Source organism: Burkholderia reimsis (assembly GCF_003294055.1).
Lineage (GTDB): Bacteria > Pseudomonadota > Gammaproteobacteria > Burkholderiales > Burkholderiaceae > Burkholderia > Burkholderia cepacia.
This window is the reverse complement of sequence record NZ_QMFZ01000008.1, coordinates 172,861-189,828: the sequence shown is the minus strand read 5'-3', so window position 1 is coordinate 189,828 and position 16,968 is coordinate 172,861. Positions and strand designations below refer to the sequence as shown.

At 69.6% G+C, this 16,968-nt stretch carries 17 protein-coding genes; 13 read left to right on the top strand and 4 right to left on the bottom strand.

What is annotated here, in order from left to right:
• The first annotated feature begins 244 nt into the window (after positions 1 to 244).
• The 5 genes from fba to DPV79_RS12640 all read left to right on the top strand — a co-directional run bounded on the left by fba (position 245) and on the right by DPV79_RS12640 (position 5,295).
• Entirely contained in the window at positions 245 to 1,309 is a 1,065-nt protein-coding gene (gene fba, locus DPV79_RS12660) for a class II fructose-bisphosphate aldolase (protein WP_021164116.1), read from the top strand.
• A gap of 233 nt (positions 1,310 to 1,542) precedes the next feature.
• Positions 1,543 to 2,433 (top strand): phosphoribosylaminoimidazolesuccinocarboxamide synthase, encoded by an 891-nt coding sequence (locus DPV79_RS12655; RefSeq protein ID WP_021164115.1) that lies wholly within the window; start codon positions 1,543 to 1,545, stop codon positions 2,431 to 2,433.
• Between the two features lie 16 nt (positions 2,434 to 2,449).
• Positions 2,450 to 2,971: a 5-(carboxyamino)imidazole ribonucleotide mutase gene (purE, locus tag DPV79_RS12650; protein WP_021164114.1), complete on the top strand. Its 522-nt coding sequence runs from the start codon at positions 2,450 to 2,452 to the stop codon at positions 2,969 to 2,971.
• Positions 2,972 to 3,061: 90 nt separating this feature from the next.
• Positions 3,062 to 4,255 (top strand): 5-(carboxyamino)imidazole ribonucleotide synthase, encoded by a 1,194-nt coding sequence (locus DPV79_RS12645; protein WP_113045556.1) that lies wholly within the window; start codon positions 3,062 to 3,064, stop codon positions 4,253 to 4,255.
• A gap of 11 nt (positions 4,256 to 4,266) precedes the next feature.
• Positions 4,267 to 5,295: an L-threonylcarbamoyladenylate synthase gene (locus tag DPV79_RS12640; RefSeq protein ID WP_059688810.1), complete on the top strand. Its 1,029-nt coding sequence runs from the start codon at positions 4,267 to 4,269 to the stop codon at positions 5,293 to 5,295.
• Between the two features lie 85 nt (positions 5,296 to 5,380).
• Here DPV79_RS12640 and DPV79_RS12635 read toward each other — a convergent pair whose 3' ends face one another.
• The 3 genes from DPV79_RS12635 to dacB form a co-directional block, all read right to left on the bottom strand.
• Positions 5,381 to 6,526 (bottom strand): SGNH/GDSL hydrolase family protein, encoded by a 1,146-nt coding sequence (locus DPV79_RS12635; RefSeq protein ID WP_113045555.1) that lies wholly within the window; start codon positions 6,524 to 6,526, stop codon positions 5,381 to 5,383.
• A 95-nt stretch (positions 6,527 to 6,621) separates the two neighbouring features.
• The gene (locus tag DPV79_RS12630; RefSeq protein WP_048024992.1) at positions 6,622 to 7,536 is read right to left on the bottom strand and encodes a sterol desaturase family protein; all 915 of its coding nucleotides are present in this window, start codon (positions 7,534 to 7,536) and stop codon (positions 6,622 to 6,624) included.
• A 396-nt stretch (positions 7,537 to 7,932) separates the two neighbouring features.
• Positions 7,933 to 9,465 (bottom strand): D-alanyl-D-alanine carboxypeptidase/D-alanyl-D-alanine endopeptidase, encoded by a 1,533-nt coding sequence (gene dacB, locus DPV79_RS12625; protein WP_113045554.1) that lies wholly within the window; start codon positions 9,463 to 9,465, stop codon positions 7,933 to 7,935.
• Between dacB and DPV79_RS42615 the strand changes: the two genes are divergently transcribed.
• The 7 genes from DPV79_RS42615 to DPV79_RS12595 all read left to right on the top strand — a co-directional run bounded on the left by DPV79_RS42615 (position 9,464) and on the right by DPV79_RS12595 (position 15,037).
• Positions 9,464 to 9,685 (top strand): hypothetical protein, encoded by a 222-nt coding sequence (locus tag DPV79_RS42615; RefSeq protein WP_162175317.1) that lies wholly within the window; start codon positions 9,464 to 9,466, stop codon positions 9,683 to 9,685. The genes dacB and DPV79_RS42615 overlap by 2 nt on opposite strands.
• Entirely contained in the window at positions 9,652 to 10,314 is a 663-nt protein-coding gene (locus DPV79_RS12620) for a response regulator (protein WP_021164091.1), read from the top strand. Before DPV79_RS42615 ends, DPV79_RS12620 begins: the two co-directional genes overlap by 34 nt.
• Positions 10,315 to 10,317: 3 nt before the next feature.
• Positions 10,318 to 11,664, top strand: a complete 1,347-nt coding sequence (locus tag DPV79_RS12615; protein WP_021164092.1) for an ATP-binding protein — start codon at positions 10,318 to 10,320, stop codon at positions 11,662 to 11,664.
• A gap of 118 nt (positions 11,665 to 11,782) precedes the next feature.
• A complete protein-coding gene (locus DPV79_RS12610; RefSeq protein ID WP_011353057.1) occupies positions 11,783 to 13,267 on the top strand; it encodes a DegQ family serine endoprotease in 1,485 nt (494 codons plus the stop codon).
• 104 nt (positions 13,268 to 13,371) lie between these two features.
• Entirely contained in the window at positions 13,372 to 13,809 is a 438-nt protein-coding gene (locus DPV79_RS12605) for a carboxypeptidase-like regulatory domain-containing protein (protein ID WP_059688814.1), read from the top strand.
• A gap of 132 nt (positions 13,810 to 13,941) precedes the next feature.
• Positions 13,942 to 14,301 (top strand): DUF427 domain-containing protein, encoded by a 360-nt coding sequence (locus DPV79_RS12600; protein WP_021164094.1) that lies wholly within the window; start codon positions 13,942 to 13,944, stop codon positions 14,299 to 14,301.
• 28 nt (positions 14,302 to 14,329) lie between these two features.
• On the top strand, positions 14,330 to 15,037 hold the full coding sequence (locus tag DPV79_RS12595) for an SRPBCC family protein (protein WP_113045553.1): 708 nt from the start codon (positions 14,330 to 14,332) through the stop codon (positions 15,035 to 15,037).
• Positions 15,038 to 15,078: 41 nt separating this feature from the next.
• On the opposite strand, the gene DPV79_RS12590 is transcribed toward DPV79_RS12595, so the two are convergent.
• Positions 15,079 to 16,092, bottom strand: a complete 1,014-nt coding sequence (locus DPV79_RS12590) for a helix-turn-helix domain-containing protein (protein ID WP_048024985.1) — start codon at positions 16,090 to 16,092, stop codon at positions 15,079 to 15,081.
• Between the two features lie 152 nt (positions 16,093 to 16,244).
• On the opposite strand from DPV79_RS12590, the gene DPV79_RS12585 reads away from it, so the two are divergent.
• Positions 16,245 to 16,910 carry a cysteine hydrolase family protein gene (locus tag DPV79_RS12585; RefSeq protein WP_048025028.1) on the top strand — a complete coding sequence of 222 codons (666 nt, stop codon included), beginning with the start codon at positions 16,245 to 16,247 and terminating at the stop codon, positions 16,908 to 16,910.
• Positions 16,911 to 16,968: the final 58 nt, after the last annotated feature.

The following is a 16,968-nucleotide window of genomic DNA, read 5'->3' as shown; positions in this document are numbered from 1 at the left end:
TTATACGCGAAAGCCGCGTGGGGTCCGAAGCCCCACGCGGCTTTTTTTCTCTTTTTTGCCCGCATTGTGCCGTGCGAACGTAACAAATTGCGAGTCGGCGCCACCGGGCGGTCGGAATCGGAGGCGCTTCGCGATAAAATGCGGCTATTCGACGCTCAGCCGCGCCGCGCCACCCCGGTTCGAACGGGAGCGAGCGCCGCGCCGGCGTCAGGGCGCACCGGTTTTCATTCCAAGGAGTTCCACAATGCCTCTCGTATCAATGCGTCAATTGCTGGACCACGCGGCAGAGCACGGTTACGGCCTGCCGGCCTTCAACGTGAACAACCTGGAGCAGGTCCAGGCGATCATGGCGGCGGCGGACCAGGTCGGCGCGCCCGTGATCATGCAGGCATCGGCCGGCGCGCGTAAGTATGCGGGCGAGCCGTTCCTGCGCCACCTGATCGAAGCAGCGGTCGAATCGTACCCGCACATCCCGGTCGTGATGCACCAGGATCACGGCCAGTCGCCGGCAGTCTGCACGGCCGCGATCCGCAGCGGCTTCACCAGCGTGATGATGGACGGTTCGCTGGAAGCCGACGGCAAGACGGTCGCGTCGTACGAGTACAACGTCGACGTGTCGCGCAAGGTCGTCGAGATGGCGCACTCGATCGGCGTGACGGTCGAGGCCGAACTCGGCGTGCTCGGCTCGCTCGAGACGATGAAGGGCGACAAGGAAGACGGCCACGGCGCGGAAGGCACGATGACCCGCGAGCAGCTGCTGACCGATCCGGAGCAGGCCGCCGACTTCGTGAAGCTCACGCAGTGCGATGCGCTCGCGATCGCGATCGGCACGTCGCACGGCGCGTACAAGTTCTCGAAGAAGCCGACGGGCGACATCCTGTCGATCCAGCGCATCAAGGAAATCCACGCGCGCATCCCGAACACCCACCTCGTGATGCACGGTTCGTCGTCGGTGCCGCAGGAACTGCTGGCCGAGATCCGCGAATTCGGCGGCGACATGAAGGAAACCTACGGCGTGCCGGTCGAGGAAATCCAGGAAGGCATCAAGCACGGCGTGCGCAAGATCAACATCGACACCGACCTGCGTCTCGCGATCACCGGCGCGATCCGCCGCTACCTGTTCGAGAACCCGGGCAAGTTCGATCCGCGCGACTACCTGAAGCCCGCGCGCGAAGCGGCGAAGAAGGTGTGCGTCGACCGCTACCTCGCGTTCGGCTGCGAAGGCCAGGCCGGCAAGATCAAGCCGCTGTCGCTCGACAAGATCGCCGAGCAGTACAAGTCCGGCGCGCTCGCGCAGGTCGTGCGCTGAGACTGTAGTACGATTGCCCCCGCCCGGTACTGCCGCCGGGCAAGGGCTGGCCGCCCGGTTGCCGGATCCGATCCGGCCCCGGTAGCCGCTCCGTCCGGCCGAACAAGGGCCGGCCGGCAACCGCCGGGCGCCGTCGCCCGCCGGTTCGCCGACGTATTGCAAGACCGCCGTTCCCGCCTGCCGCGGGGAACGGCGTTTCCCTTTCTGTTTGGCTCCTTATCTGCGAAAAGACGATGTCTACCCTTTACGAATCCACGCTCCGCTCGCTGCCGCTCCTCGGTCGCGGCAAGGTCCGCGATAACTACGCGGTCGGCAACGACAAGCTCCTGATCGTCACGACCGACCGCCTGTCGGCATTCGACGTGGTGATGGGCGAGCCGATTCCGAACAAGGGCCGCGTGCTGAACCAGATGGCGAACTTCTGGTTCGACAAGCTCGCGCACATCGTGCCGAACCACCTGACGGGCGACGCGCCGGAAGCGGTCGTCGCGGCCGACGAGGTCGAGCAGGTGAAGGGCCGCGGCGTGGTCGTCAAGCGCCTCGAGCCGATCATGATCGAAGCGGTCGTGCGCGGCTACCTGGCCGGCAGCGGCTGGAAGGAATACCAGGCATCGGGCGCCGTGTGCGGCGTGCAGCTGCCGGAAGGCCTGCAGAACGCGCAGAAGCTGCCCGAGCCGATCTTCACGCCGGCCGCGAAGGCCGAGATGGGCGAGCACGACGAGAACATCACGTTCGAGGAAACCGAGCGCCGCATCGGCACCGAGCTGGCCGCAACCATTCGCGACATCTCGATCAAGCTGTACAAGGAAGCGGCCGATTACGCGGCGACGCGCGGCATCATCATCGCCGACACGAAGTTCGAATTCGGCCTCGACAACCACGGCAAGCTGTACCTGATGGACGAAGTGCTGACCGCCGATTCGTCGCGCTTCTGGCCGGCCGACCAGTACGAAGTCGGTACCAACCCGCCGTCGTTCGACAAGCAGTTCGTGCGCGACTGGCTCGAGGCGCAGCCGTGGGGCAAGACGGCGCCGGCGCCGGCGCTGCCGGCCGACGTCGTCGAGAAGACGGCCGCGAAGTACCAGGAAGCGCTCGAGCGCATCACCGGCCAGGCGCTCGCCTGATCGAGGTCCATACGACATGAGCGAAATCCAGACTGCCCACACGCACAGCGCGCCGCTCGTCGGCGTGCTGATGGGTTCGAGTTCCGACTGGGACGTGATGAAGCACGCGGTCGCCATCCTGCAGGAATTCGGCGTGCCGTACGAGGCGAAGGTCGTGTCCGCGCACCGGATGCCCGACGAGATGTTCGACTATGCGGAGAAGGCGCGCGAGCGCGGGCTGCGCGCGATCATCGCGGGCGCCGGCGGCGCAGCGCACCTGCCCGGCATGCTGGCCGCGAAAACCACGGTGCCGGTGCTCGGCGTGCCGGTCGCGAGCAAGTACCTGAAGGGTGTCGATTCGCTGCACTCGATCGTGCAGATGCCGAAGGGCGTGCCCGTCGCGACGTTCGCGATCGGCGAGGCCGGCGCCGCGAATGCCGCGCTGTTCGCGGTGTCGATCCTGTCCGGCACGTCGACCGACTACGCGAACCGGCTCGCCGCGTTCCGCGTGCGCCAGAACGAAGCCGCGCACGCGATGGTGCTGCCGCCGCTGGAATGACGGCATGGCGCGCGGCCGCACGACGCGGCCGGCGCCGGATTTTTCCACTGCGGCGGGCATTTTCGCGTTCCGCCGCGACCGACCACTGACATGACCGCAACTCCTGATTCCGTTTCCCCGATCCTGCCCGGCGCGTGGCTGGGCATGGTCGGCGGTGGCCAGCTCGGCCGCATGTTCTGCTTTGCCGCCCAGTCGATGGGCTATCGCGTCGCCGTGCTCGATCCCGATCCGACGAGCCCCGCCGGCGCGGTCGCCGACCGCCACCTGCGCGCGGCGTACGACGACGAAGCCGCGCTCGCCGAACTGGCCGACCTGTGCGACGCGGTGTCGACGGAGTTCGAGAACGTGCCGGCCGCAAGCCTCGATTTCCTCGCGCGCACGACGTTCGTCGCGCCGGCCGGCCGCTGCGTCGCGGTCGCGCAGGACCGGATCGCGGAGAAGCGCTTCATCGAGGCGTCGGGCGTGCCCGTCGCGCCGCACGTCGTGATCGAATCGTCGGCGGCACTCGCCGCGCTCGACGATGCCGCGCTCGACGCGGTGCTGCCGGGCATCCTGAAGACGGCGCGCCTCGGCTACGACGGCAAGGGCCAGGTGCGCGTCGCCACCGCGCAGGAAGCGCGCGATGCACATGCGGCGCTGAACGGCGTGCCGTGCGTGCTCGAGAAGCGCCTGCCGCTGAAATACGAAGTGTCGGCGCTGATCGCGCGCGGCGCGGACGGCCGCTCGGCCGCGTTCCCGCTCGCGCAGAACGTGCATCACAACGGCATCCTCGCGCTGACGGTCGTGCCCGCGCCGGCCGCCGATGCCGCGCGCGTCGAAGAGGCGCAACAGGCCGCCGTGCGGATCGCCGATACGCTCGGCTACGTCGGCGTGCTGTGCGTCGAATTCTTCGTGCTGGAAGACGGTTCGTTCGTCGCGAACGAGATGGCGCCGCGCCCGCACAACTCCGGCCACTACACGGTCGATGCGTGCGCAACGAGCCAGTTCGAGCAGCAGGTGCGTGCGATGACGCGCATGCCGCTCGGCAACCCGCGCCAGCATTCGCCGGCCGCGATGCTGAACATCCTCGGCGACGTGTGGTTCCCGAACGGTGCGGCCGATCCCGTCACGCCGCCCTGGGACACGGTCGCCGCGATGCCGGCCGCGCACCTGCACCTGTACGGCAAGGAAGACGCGCGCGTCGGTCGCAAGATGGGCCACGTTAACTTCACGGCCGAAACGCGCGACGAAGCCGTTGCCGCGGCCACCGCGTGCGCGCAGCTGCTGCGCGTGCCGCTCGACTGAGGCACCGGCCGATGTCCATCGATCTCCCGAACGCCGTGACGGCCGCGCAGATCGACGCGGCCGCCGCGTTGCTCGACGCGGGCCAGCTCGTCGCCTTTCCGACCGAAACCGTCTACGGGCTCGGCGGCGACGCGGCGAATCCCGAGGCCGTCGCGCGCATCTACGCGGCGAAGGGGCGGCCGGCGAATCATCCGGTGATCGTGCACCTGCCGCCGGGCGGCGATCCCGGTTACTGGGCCGACGATCTGCCGGCCGATGCGCAGGCGTTGATCGATGCATTCTGGCCGGGCCCGCTGACCCTGATCCTGAAGCGTCATGCGCGCATTCCGGACGCCGTGAGCGGCGGCCAGGATTCGGTCGGGCTGCGCTGCCCGTCGCATCCGGTCGCGCAGGCGCTGCTGGCCGCGTTCAGCGCGCGGCGCGGAGGGCATGGCGGCGTGGCCGCGCCGTCCGCGAACCGGTTCGGCCATGTGAGCCCGACCACCGCGCAGCACGTACGCGACGAATTCGGCGACACCGTGCACGTGCTCGACGGCGGTGCGTCCGAAGTCGGCATCGAATCGACGATTCTCGACCTGTCGCGCGGTTTCCCCGCGCTGCTGCGCCCGGGCCACGTGACGCCGCAGCAGATCGCCGACGTGCTCGGCCGCGCGCCGAAGCTGCCGGACGGCAGCGACGCGACCGCGCCGCGCGCATCGGGCACGCTGAAGGCGCATTACGCGCCGCGCACGCCGCTCGCGCTGCTGCCGTTCGACGCGCTCGAGCCGCTGCTCGCGGCCGCGCAAGCCGACGGCGAGCGTGTCGCGCTCGTCGCCCGTGCGTCGCGCGCGGGACGCTGGGCGCAGGCCGATGGCGTGCATTTCGTCGCGGCGCCGGAAGATCCGCAGGCGTATGCACGCGACCTGTACGGGATGCTGCGCGCGCTCGACCGCGCGCAGGTCGCACGCATCCTCGTCGAGAAGCTGCCCGAGACCGTCGAATGGATCGCGGTCAACGATCGTCTCGGCCGTGCGGCGGCCGCGTTCGAAGCGCGCGACTGACACGTTCGACGGCTGATTCAGGAATGAAAAAACGCCCGACCGGCGAACCGGTCGGGCGTTTTTGTTTGGGCGCGTGGCCGGCGGCTTACTTGCCGACGCCCGACTTCGCGATCTGCTGTTCGACGAACTGCGCGAACAGCGCGTGCAGGTGCGTCGTCGGGTGGACCGTGTCGGCGAACATGTAGGTCTGGTCCGCGTTCGCGACCGTGTAGGTCTGCGGCGAGCAGAACAGCGACGAGCCGAATGCGGTCGCGTTCGCGACGCCGTACTGCGTGGCGGCCTGGACCATCGCCTTCAGGTTGCAGGCGGTATCGGTGTTCGACACGCTGAAGCCGTTCGCCTTGTAGTTCGCCGCGATGCCGTCCTGCCACGTGAACGTGTCGAGCAGCGCGACCTTCGTCGTGTCGACCTTCAGCGCGGCCAGCGTGCCGGCGAGCGTCTGGTTGAACAGCCCCGACAGTTGCGTGAACGCGGCCTGCGTCGGCGCGCCGCCCTGCAGCGCGAGCGGCGTGCCGCCGATGTCCGGCACGTTCGATACGTACACGTGCGTCGCGCCTGCCGCGACGATCTGCTGGACGATGCCGCCGAGCTGCTGCGCGGCCAGGCCGATCGCCTGCGCCGCCGCGAGTTGCGCGGCCGGCGTGTTGCCTTGCGCCTGCGCGACCTGCGCCTGGTAGAAGATGTCGTTCGCGCCGCCGTTGACCAGCACGATCTGGCCGGCGTTGAAGCTGCCGTGCTGCGACAGGTATTGCTTGACCTGGTCGGCGATCGGCGTCGTGGTGGCCTGCGCGTAGTCGGCGTTCGGCACGCTCGCGTCCGCGTGACCGATACCCGGCTGCAGCGTCACGCGCGAGCCGCCCTGTGCGTAGCCGAGGCCGCCGGTGGCCTGCAGCGGAATGCCGAACCCGCCCTGGTTCGCGGGCTGCAGCGTGTCGCCGTAATACTGCGCGACGTTCTGCGTCCATACCTGGCCCGGGTTGGTCGTGAAGCGGCCGCCGCCGAAGCCGAGCTTGATCTGCGAGTAGGTGCCCGCGTCGGACAGGCTGTCGCCGAACGACACGACCTGCATCTTCACGCCCGACGGCGGCGTGTTCGACGCGCTGTTGTTGTTGTCGTCACCGCCGCCGCCGCATGCGGCGAGCAGCGCGAGCGCGGCGCCGGCGATCGCGACCTGCGCGGTGCGCAGCATGCGCTGCCGGGTGCGGAAAGGTGCGTGTTGTTGTGTCTGCATCGTTCGATCTCCTCGTAGATATGGCCTGATGTGTTTCTCATCTGCCGCGTGCCTGCTCGGTTCCGGGCTGCGCGGCGGCCGTTGGCTGAAACGGTTTATTGGTGACGCGCAGCCGCCGGCGGCACGGTGCGCGGATCGGGGTTCGCGGCCTCGGCAATCTGCGCATGATAAGCGCTCGCCCATTCGGGCGGGCCGAAAATCGCGCGCAGCTTGTTGCGCCATCCGTCGACGCGCAATGCGTCGCCGGCCATCGATATCCACTCGTGGAACGTCGCGACGAGCGGGTTGTTCGAGCCGAGCCGCTCGACGATCCCGTACCGCGGCGGATCGTCGGGCGTTTCCTCGACATAACTCCCGAACAGGCGATCCCAGATCACAAGGACGCCTGCGTAATTGCGGTCGATGTAGCGCGGATTGCGCGCATGGTGCGCACGGTGGATCGACGGCGTGTTCAGCACGTATTCGAGCCAGCCGAGCTTGCCGATCGCCTGCGTGTGCACGAAGAACTGGAACGCGAGGTTGATCAGCACGATGCCGACGACCTGCTGCGGCGGAAAGCCGGCGAACGCGAGCGGCAGCCAGAACACCCACATGCCCGCGACGGGGTACATCAGGCTCTGGCGGAACGCGGTCGAGAAATTCATCCGCTCGGACGAGTGATGCACGACGTGCGCGGCCCACAGCCAGCGCACGCGATGGCTCGCGCGGTGGAACACGTAGTAGAGGAAATCCTGCGCGACGAACAGCACCGCGAACGACAGCCAGCCGTCGTGCCACGTGAACAGGCGGTAGTGCCGGTAGCAATACGCGTAGACGGGGATCACGAACAGCCACGCGATCTTGTCGGCGCCCTGGTGCATCAGCGCGAGCGCCGCGTTGCACAGCGTGTCGCGCCACGCATAGACATGGTCCTGCGCACGGGTGCGGGCGAGGTGCCAGGCCTCCCACGCGATGCAGAGCAGGAAGACGGGCGCCAGCGCGAGCAGAAGCAATTCGACGTCGAATCGCATGGGCGTGTCTCCTTCTTTCCCCTGCAAGCCTTGAGGCCGGGCGTATGGCCCGTTGTAGATATCGGTCAGGCCAACAGCCTACGCAATCGCCACGCGCTAGGCGAGGGGGCAGCGTAGAGGGTTCCCTCTGAGGACAGGGTTTCTACGGAAGCCGCGCGGCACGGGGCCGGGCGGTGTGGCCCTGTTTTGTGGGTGCGATCGTTGCGCGGTGTGTCGCGCGCGGGCGGCGGCTGCCGTTTCAAACCGGGGAGGGCGGGATTCCGTGCGCGGGGGCGCCTGCGGGCCGCCCCGATTGTCCGCCGGAGGGTCCCGTTGCGCGGTGCGGACCCGTGGCCGGTGCAAGCCGGCGCGGGCCGGCGGCCGGCGGCGCCGCGGCATGCCGCGGCGCGCGGATCGTCATTGCGCGCCGGCGTAGATCCATTCGAGCAGCGTGTCGTGCGCGGCGCGCGCGGCTTCCGCGTGATCGTTGTTGATGAAACTGACGACGATGTAGCTCTGGCCGTCGGCGCCGGCAACGTAGCCGGCGATCGCGCGCACGTCGCGCAGCGTGCCGGTCTTGATGTGCGCGTTGCCGAGCACGCCGGCGTTGGTGAGGCGGTTCTTCATCGTGCCGTCGATGCCCGCGATCGGCAGCGAATCGATGAAGGCCTGCGCGACGGGGCTCGCGTTCGCGGCCTGCAGCAGCGCGGCGAGCGACAGTGCGCTCACATGCTCTTCGCGCGACAGGCCCGAGCCGTTTTCGAGCACGAGGTCGGGCATCGCGATGCCGTTCTTCTGCAGGAACGCCTGGATCACGCGGCTCGACTGCTCGGGCGTCGCGGGCGGCCTGCCGCCGACCGCGCCGATCGTCAGGAACAGGTTGCGCGCCATCACGTTGTTGCTGAACTTGTTGATGTCGTAGACGATGCTGCCGAGCACCGGGCTGTGATGCACGGCGAGCGGCCGCGCGGTGGTCGGCACCTTGCCTTCGCTCACGGGCCCCGTGATCGTGCCGCCGTCCTGCTGCCACAGCGCGAGGAAGCCGCGGGCGAAGAACGTCGTGTGATCGAGGATCGCGAGGTTGGTCGTGTGCGCGCCGCAACGCAGCGGGTAGTCGCCGGCGAACGAAGCGGTCATGATCCCGCCGCCGGCCGTCAGCGTCGGTCGCGCGGCCGCGGCGGCCGCGCTGCACGAGCCCGAGCCTTCGACCAGCTGGTTGTCGATCGACAGGTCCGCGAGCGGCGGCAGCACGTCGACGGCCACCTTGCCGTCGTCGCCCGGCGTGACGGTGAACGACACGGCCTTGAACGCGTACAGCAGCGGATCGGGGCCGACGTTGTACGGCGCGCTCGCATCGTCGTCGAACGAAGGGAGATCGCGCGTCGTCGCCGCGAAGTAGCTCTTGTCGAGCACGAGGCCGCCGGCTACGCGCTTGACGCCGGCCTTGCGGAGCTTGTCGACGAGGTCGATCAGCTCTTCGGGGACGAGCTTCGGATCGCCGGTGCCCTTGATGTACAGGTTGCCCTGCAGCGTGCCGTCGGGGTCGACCGTGCCGTCCGTGTAGGCGGTCGTGCGCCAGCGGTAGTCGGGGCCGAGGATCGACAGGCCCGAGAAGGTCGTTACGAGCTTCATCGTCGAGGCGGGCAGCATCGGCCGGCTTGCATTCCACGCGATCAGCGGTTCCGGATCGCCGACGCGCTCGACGACGACGCTCATCGCCGACGCCGGCACCTTCGCGCGCTGCAGCGCGACGAGCACGGACGCCGGCAGGCCGGCCGCGCGCGCGGCCGGCGACACGACCGTGGTCCTGCGCGCATCCTTGTGGGATTTCTTGCGGGCTTGCGCGGCGGGCGCGAAGGCGAGGGCCGTGCAGGTGGCGACGATGGCGGCCGCCCGCAGGCAGACGCGGGCGCGGGGGGCGAACCGGTTGGAAAGATCGGAAATCGGCATGAGCGAATACGGGGAAAGCACGACGTTCGGGCAGGGCGCGCGCGGCGCCAAAGCGCACATTGTAGAGACAAGTCCGGACAGCCCCCTTGCAATCCGCCTTTCTGTTGCATTGCACGGTGCCGCGCGCCGGGTTCGCGGCGCTACAATGGTCGGCGTGTTTGACTCGCCCCATGGATGCCTGTCCCGATGCGGATTCTGCTTGTCGAAGATGATCGAATGATTGCCGAAGGCGTGCGCAAGGCGCTGCGCTCGGACGGCTTTGCAGTCGACTGGGTGCAGGACGGCGACGCCGCACTGACGGCGCTCGGCGGCGAGACGTACGACCTGCTGCTGCTCGATCTCGGGCTGCCGAAGCGCGACGGCATCGACGTGCTGCGCACGCTGCGCGCGCGCGGGCTGGCGCTGCCGGTGCTGATCGTCACCGCGCGCGACGCGGTGGCCGATCGCGTGAAGGGCCTCGACGCGGGCGCCGACGACTACCTCGTCAAGCCGTTCGACCTCGACGAGCTCGGCGCGCGAATGCGCGCGCTGATCCGCCGCCAGGCGGGGCGCAGCGAATCGCTGATCCGCCACGGCGCGCTGACGCTCGATCCCGCTTCGCACCAGGTGACGCTCGACGGCGCGCCCGTCGCGCTGTCCGCGCGCGAGTTCGCGCTGCTCGAGGCGCTGCTCGCGCGGCCCGGCGCGGTGCTGTCGAAGAGCCAGCTCGAGGAGAAGATGTACGGCTGGGGCGAGGAGATCGGCAGCAACACGGTCGAGGTCTACATCCACGCGCTGCGCAAGAAGCTCGGCTCTGACCTGATCCGCAACGTGCGCGGGCTTGGCTACATGGTCGTCAAGGAAAGCTGACGCGTGAGGTCGATTCGTCATCAATTGCTGATCTGGCTGCTCGCGATCGTCGTCGCGGGCGTGGGCATCGCGGGCTGGCTGATCTACCGGCAGGCGCTCGCGGAGGCGAACGAACTGTTCGACTACCAGTTGCAGGAAATCGCCGCGGCGCTGCCGTCGGAACCGTTCTCGCAGGTATTCGGCTCGCGTACCAACGGCGACGAAGGCATCGTGATCCAGATCTGGAACCGCAACGGCGTGCTGATGTACTTCTCGCATCCGCGTGCGCCGATCGCGCCGCGCGCGGAGCTCGGTTTCTCGACCGAGCGCACCGATCGCGGCGAATGGCGCGTGTACGGGGCGATCGTCGGCGACAACGTCGTGCAGCTCGCGCAGCCGCTGTCGGTGCGCAACCGGCTCGCGGCGAACGTCGCGCTGCGTACGCTGTGGCCGCTGATCGTGCTGCTGCCGTTCCTCGGCGCGGCCGTGTGGGTGATCGTCGGGCGCGGGCTCGCGCCGCTCGGCCGCGTGACGCGCGCAGTCGAGGCGCGCCGGCCGGAAGCGCTCGATCCGCTGCCCGATGCGCGCCTGCCGCTCGAGGTGCAGCCGCTCGTGCGGGCGCTGAACGGGCTGCTCGCGCGGCTGTCGGCCGCGCTCGACACGCAGAAGGCGTTCGTGGCCGACGCCGCGCACGAACTGCGCACGCCGCTCGCGGCCGTGCAGATCCAGGCGCAACTCGTCGCCCGCGCGAAGGACGATGCATCGCGCCGCGAGGCGGTCGCGGATCTCCAGGATGGCGTGTCGCGCGCGACGCGTCTCACGGAGCAACTGCTCGCGCTGGCACGCGCCGAACCCGACGGCGCGACGATGCGCGAACCGGTCGACCTGCAGGCACTGCTCGCCGAATGCGTGGCTGCGCTTGCGCCGCTCGCGCAGCGGCGCGACATCGATCTCGGCTTCGAGGAGACGCACGCGGCGAGCGTCGTCGCGGACGTCGGCGCGCTGCGCGTGATGTTCGGCAACCTGCTCGACAACGCGGTGAAGTACACGCCGGACGGCGGCCGCATCGACGTGTCGCTCACCCGCGACGCGGCCGGCCGCGCGTGCGTGCAGATCGGCGACAGCGGGCCCGGCATTCCGGCTGACGAGCGCGAGCGCGTGTTCGACCGTTTCTACCGCGACAGCTCCGCGCGGGCGCGCACCGATGTGTCGGGCAGCGGGCTCGGGCTCGCGATCGTCAAGCGCGTGGCGGCGCAGCAGGGGGCGACGGTGTCGCTCGGCGACGCGGCCGCGGGCGGCCTGCTCGTCAGCGTCGTGTTCCGCGACGCCGAGATGCCGGCCGAGGCGCCGCAGCCTTCCGAATCCGTGTGACGCGTGCCGCGTGCCGCCGGGCGGGCGCCGGCGGCCGCTTAAGCCCCGCTTAAGGCTGATTAAGCCTCCTTTAAGTCAGGGTCGTTACGCTGCGTCCTAACAAAGAGGAGGTCCTACGATGAATACCCGATTCCTTGCGCGCGGCGCCGTCGCGGTCGCCGTGGCGGCCGCCCTGTCCGCCGGTTATGTCGCCGGCACCCGCCGCGCCGATCCGCAGATCATCACGCCCGCGCAGGCTGCCGCGCTGATGCCGGCCGAAGCGGCCGCCAAGACCGGCATTCCCGATTTCTCCGGGCTCGTCGAGACTTACGGCCCGGCGGTGGTGAACATCAGCGCGAAGCACGTCGTGAAGCAGGTGTCGCGCCGCGTGCCGCAGCCGCAGCTGCCGATCGATCCGAGCGATCCGTTCTACCAGTTCTTCAAGCACTTCTACGGCCAGGTGCCGGGCATGGGCGGCGACGCGCAACCGGACGACCAGCCGAGCGCGAGCCTCGGTTCCGGGTTCGTCATCAGCTCCGACGGGTACATCCTCACCAATGCGCACGTGATCGACGGCGCGAACGTCGTCACGGTCAAGCTGACCGACAAGCGCGAATACAAGGCGAAGGTCGTCGGCTCGGACAAGCAGTCGGACGTCGCGGTGCTGAAGATCGATGCGAGCGGCCTGCCGACCGTGAAGATCGGCGACCCGGCGCAGAGCAAGGTCGGCCAGTGGGTCGTCGCGATCGGCTCGCCGTACGGCTTCGACAACACGGTCACGTCGGGCATCATCAGCGCGAAGTCGCGCGCGCTGCCGGACGAGAACTACACGCCGTTCATCCAGACCGACGTGCCGGTGAACCCCGGCAACTCGGGCGGCCCGCTGTTCAACCTGCAGGGCGAGGTGATCGGCATCAACTCGATGATCTATTCGCAGACGGGCGGCTTCCAGGGCCTGTCGTTCGCGATCCCGATCAACGAGGCGATCAAGGTGAAGGACGAACTCGTGAAGACGGGCCACGTGAGCCGCGGCCGCCTCGGCGTCGCCGTGCAGGGGCTGAACCAGACGCTCGCGAGCTCGTTCGGACTGCAGAAGCCGGACGGCGCGCTCGTCAGCTCGGTCGATCCGAACGGCCCGGCGGCGAAGGCCGGCCTGCAGCCGGGTGACGTGATCCTGTCGGTCAACGGCTCGCCGGTTGCCGATTCGACGTCGCTGCCCGCGCAGATCGCGAACCTGAAGCCGGGTTCGAAGGCCGACCTGCAGATCTGGCGCGACAAGTCGAAGAAGTCGATCAGCGTGACGCTCGGCGCGATGGCCGATGCGAAGCTCGCGTCGAACGACGGCGGGCCCGTCGAGCAGGGGCGCCTGGGCGTCGCGGTGCGTCCGCTGTCGCCGCAGGAGCGCAGCGCCGACAACCTGTCGCACGGCCTGATCGTGCAGCAGGCCGGCGGGCCGGCCGCCAACGCGGGCATCCAGCCCGGCGACGTGATCCTCGCGGTCAACGGCCGCCCGGTCACGAGCCCCGAGCAGTTGCGCGACGCGGTCAAGGGCGCGGGCAACAGTCTTGCTCTGCTGATCCAGCGCGATAATGCCCAGATCTTCGTGCCGGTCGACCTGAGCTGACCGGCCACGGCCGACGGCCGGCCAGGCCGGCCGCGGCGGGCGCCGCCGCCGCTCGAATGCGTGACGCCGCGCCCTGTATGTGTTCCGACCCCAAGGAGAGAGCCATGCAATATCTACGCAACGTGTCCCGATTTGCCGTCGCCGCGGCGCTGGCCGCCGGCCTCGCGGCCGGAGCGACCGGCGCGTACGCGCAGTCGGACGGTTTGCCCGCCGCGGGCCAGCAGGGCGACGTCACCTTCGTGTCCGGCGGCGTCGGGCAGGACGAATCGACGGCGTTCCAGCGCAACGAGCCGAAATGGCCGCTGGCGCTGCGCTTCACCGGCAAGGGCGGCGAGTTCCTGGCCGACGTTCATGTGCGGATCGTCGACGGCAAGGGCAACGAGGTGCTGAAGACCGACGCGCGCGGGCCGTACATGCTCGTGAAGGTGCCGCCGGGCCGCTATACGGTGCATGCGTCGTACCAGGGCAACGAGGAATCCCGTGCCGTCACGGTCGGCGCGAAGGGCGGCGCGAAGACGGCGTTCCAGTGGAGCGCGCAGTAGCCTGCCGCGCGCGGCGCCGGCCCGGGTCGCGCATTCGGCTGCGGTTTCGCCCATAATGAAAGCCACGGCACCCGTGCCGTGGCTTTTTTCGTTTCCTGAGCCCGGCCAGCCGGGCCGCCCCAAGGAGAAACGATGTCCGACGCAGCCGACCCTCGTCTCGAAATCGTGCCGAACCGTCATCGCGTGCGCGTGATCCATCGCGGCATCACGTACGCCGATTCGCACGGCGCGCTGACCGTGCGCGAAACGGGCCTGCCGGACATCCACTACCTGCCGCGCCGCGACGTCAACATGCGCCGGCTCGTGAAATCCGGTGTCACGTCGGTCTGCCCGTTCAGGGGCGAGGCCGTGCACTTCGACTTGCAGACGGAAGACGGCGTGATCGAGAACGCCGCATGGAGTTACGAGGAACCGAAGGAGGCGGCGTCGGCGCTCGCGCTCTACGTCGCCTTCGACGCCGCACGGATCGACAGCCTCGTCGAGACATCCTGATGCGGTGCGTGTTCACGGGGGAGGCGTCATGGAACTGAACGACACATTGCGCATACCGCTCGCGCCGCCCGTCGTGCGGGAGGCATTCGAGGATCTCGCGCTGCTGCGCGCGAGCTTCGATCATTGCGAATCGTTCGTGAAGCTTGCGGACGGCGAGTTCGCGCTGACGATCACGGTGCCGCTCGGCCCGCTGCGCGCCCGCTACGACGTGCGTGCGCATGCGGCCGCCGAGCAGGGCGATGCGGAAGGCCAGCCGCGCCGCGTGCTCAATTTCAAGGCGCGGGCCGACGGGCTCGGCGCGCTGCGCGGCCAGGTCGAACTCGTGCTGATGCCGGATGACGACGCGAACGCCACGCGTATCGAGTACGTGGTCTGGGCGACGGCGAGCGGCCCGCTCACCGAGCTGCCGGGGCGGCAGATCGAAAATACGCTGCGCGAATGGACCGACGATTTCTTCCGTGAATTCTGCGCGGTCGTACAGGCGAAGCACGGTCTCGCACCGAATCGCGCGCGCTTGGCCGCGCCGCGGCGCCAGCACGTGTTTCTGCGGCCGGCGTCGCTGGTGGCCGCGACGAAGCGGGCGCTGCCGCCGCACCTCGGCGGCGCGCTGACCGGGCGTGCCGCCAGCGCACTCCCGCATCGCGGCTCCGGCACGGTGCCCGTGTGGGCGTGGGCCGCGATGATCGTCTTCGTCGCGCTGCTGCTCTACGCGGCGCGCTGGATCAACGGCGGCTGAGCGGCCGGCCGTTTCGGCTGCGAGGTTCGCCCGCCGCGCGCCTACCGCGCGGCATCGGCGCCGGCTCCGGCGCCGCGAAATTCCCTTCGATACGCCGACGGCGACGTGCCGAGTGCGCCCGCGAAATGCTGGCGCAGCGACACGCTCGACCCGTAGCCGGCCGCCTGCGCGATCGCATCGATCGACTGCCCGGTGGTTTCCAGCAGATGCTGCGCGCGCGCCAGCCGCTCGGCCTGCAGCCACGCGGTGACGGTCGTGCCGGTCGCCTGGCGGAAGTGGCGCGTGAACGTGCGCCGGCTCATCAGCACGCGTTCGGCGAGCGAATCGACGCTGTGCGCGGCGTCGAGATGCGCGCGCACCCAGTCGAGCAGGCCCGCGAGCCGTGCATCGCGCGGGTGCGCGGCGACCGGCTGCGGCACGTATTGCGCCTGCCCGCCCTGACGGTGCGGCGGGATCACGAGGCGGCGCGCGATCTGGTTCGCGGCGTCCGAGCCGAAGCGCCGCCGCACGACGTGCAGGCAGCAGTCGAGCCCCGCGGCCGTGCCTGCCGACGTCATCAGGTTGCCGTCGTCCACGTACAGCACGTCCGGATCGAGTTTCACGCGCGGGAAGCGTTGTGCGAAGTCGTCGGCCCATGCCCAGTGCGTGGTGGCCGGGCGGCCGTCGAGCAAGCCGGCCGCGGCGAGCACGTATGCGCCGAGGCACAGCCCGACGAGCTGCGCGCCGCGCGCGGCGACCGCGCGGACGGCGTCGAGCAGCACGTCGGGCGGCGCTTCGTCCGGGTCGCGCCACGCCGGCACGATGACGATGTCCGCGTCGTCGAGCCCGTCGAGGCCGTAGGGCGCGGTGATCGTGAAACCGCCCGTCGTCGACAGCGGGCCGCGCTCCGCCGAGCAGACGCGAAACTCGAACGCGGGAGACGCGGCCGCGTCGCGCTCCTTGCCGAACACGACGGACGGCACCGACAGGTGGAACGGGCTGATGCCGTCATACGCGATCACGGCAACGACGGTCGGAGCGGTCGGGGCAGGCCGGGTGGACGAGGCGGCGGTCATGGCGGGCTCCGGATGGGTGATGGCCCGATTCTATCGAAGAATGGCTATCGGGCCACTGTCCACGTGAGCGACGCGCCCCGACAATGCATCGCATCGCGCCGCTGACCACCCCGTTCCGGGGCGGGGCCGCGCCCCTGGACCAGGAGCCCGCCATGTCGAACGCCGTCCCGCATTCCGTTTCCCATTCTGCTTCCCGCCGCGCACTGATCGTGATCGACGTCCAGAACGAGTACGTGACGGGCAACCTGCCGATCGAATATCCGCCGCTCGACGTGTCGCTCGCGAACATCGGCCGCGCGATCGATGCCGCGCATGCGGCCGGCGTGCCCGTGATCGTCGTCCAGCACGTCGCGCCGGCCGGCGCGCCGATCTTCGCGCCCGGCACCGACGGCGTCGCGCTGCACGCGGTCGTCGCCGGCCGGCCGTACGCACACCTGATCGAGAAGACGCACGCGAGCTCGTTTGCCGGGACCGACCTTGCAGCGTGGCTCGATGCGCACGGGATCGACACGCTCGCGGTGGCCGGCTACATGACGCACAACTGCAATGCATCGACGGTCTATCACGCGGCGCATGCGGGGCTGAATGTCGAATACCTGAACGACGCGACGGGCGCGCTGCCTTACGAGAACGAAGCAGGCGCGGCGAGCGCCGAGGAGATTCACCGCGCGTACGCGGTGGTGTTCCAGTCGAATTTTGCGGCCGTGATGTCCACCGATGCGTGGATCGCGGGGCTGGCAGGTGCGCCGATGCCGAAGCGCGATTCGGTCGCCGCGTCGAACCGGCGGGCCCGCGCGCAGCGCGCGAAGGCCGCCTGAACCGGTCGGGGAGAAGGGACGGCGGGTCGGGCGTCGGCGCGATGGGCGGCCCGCCCGA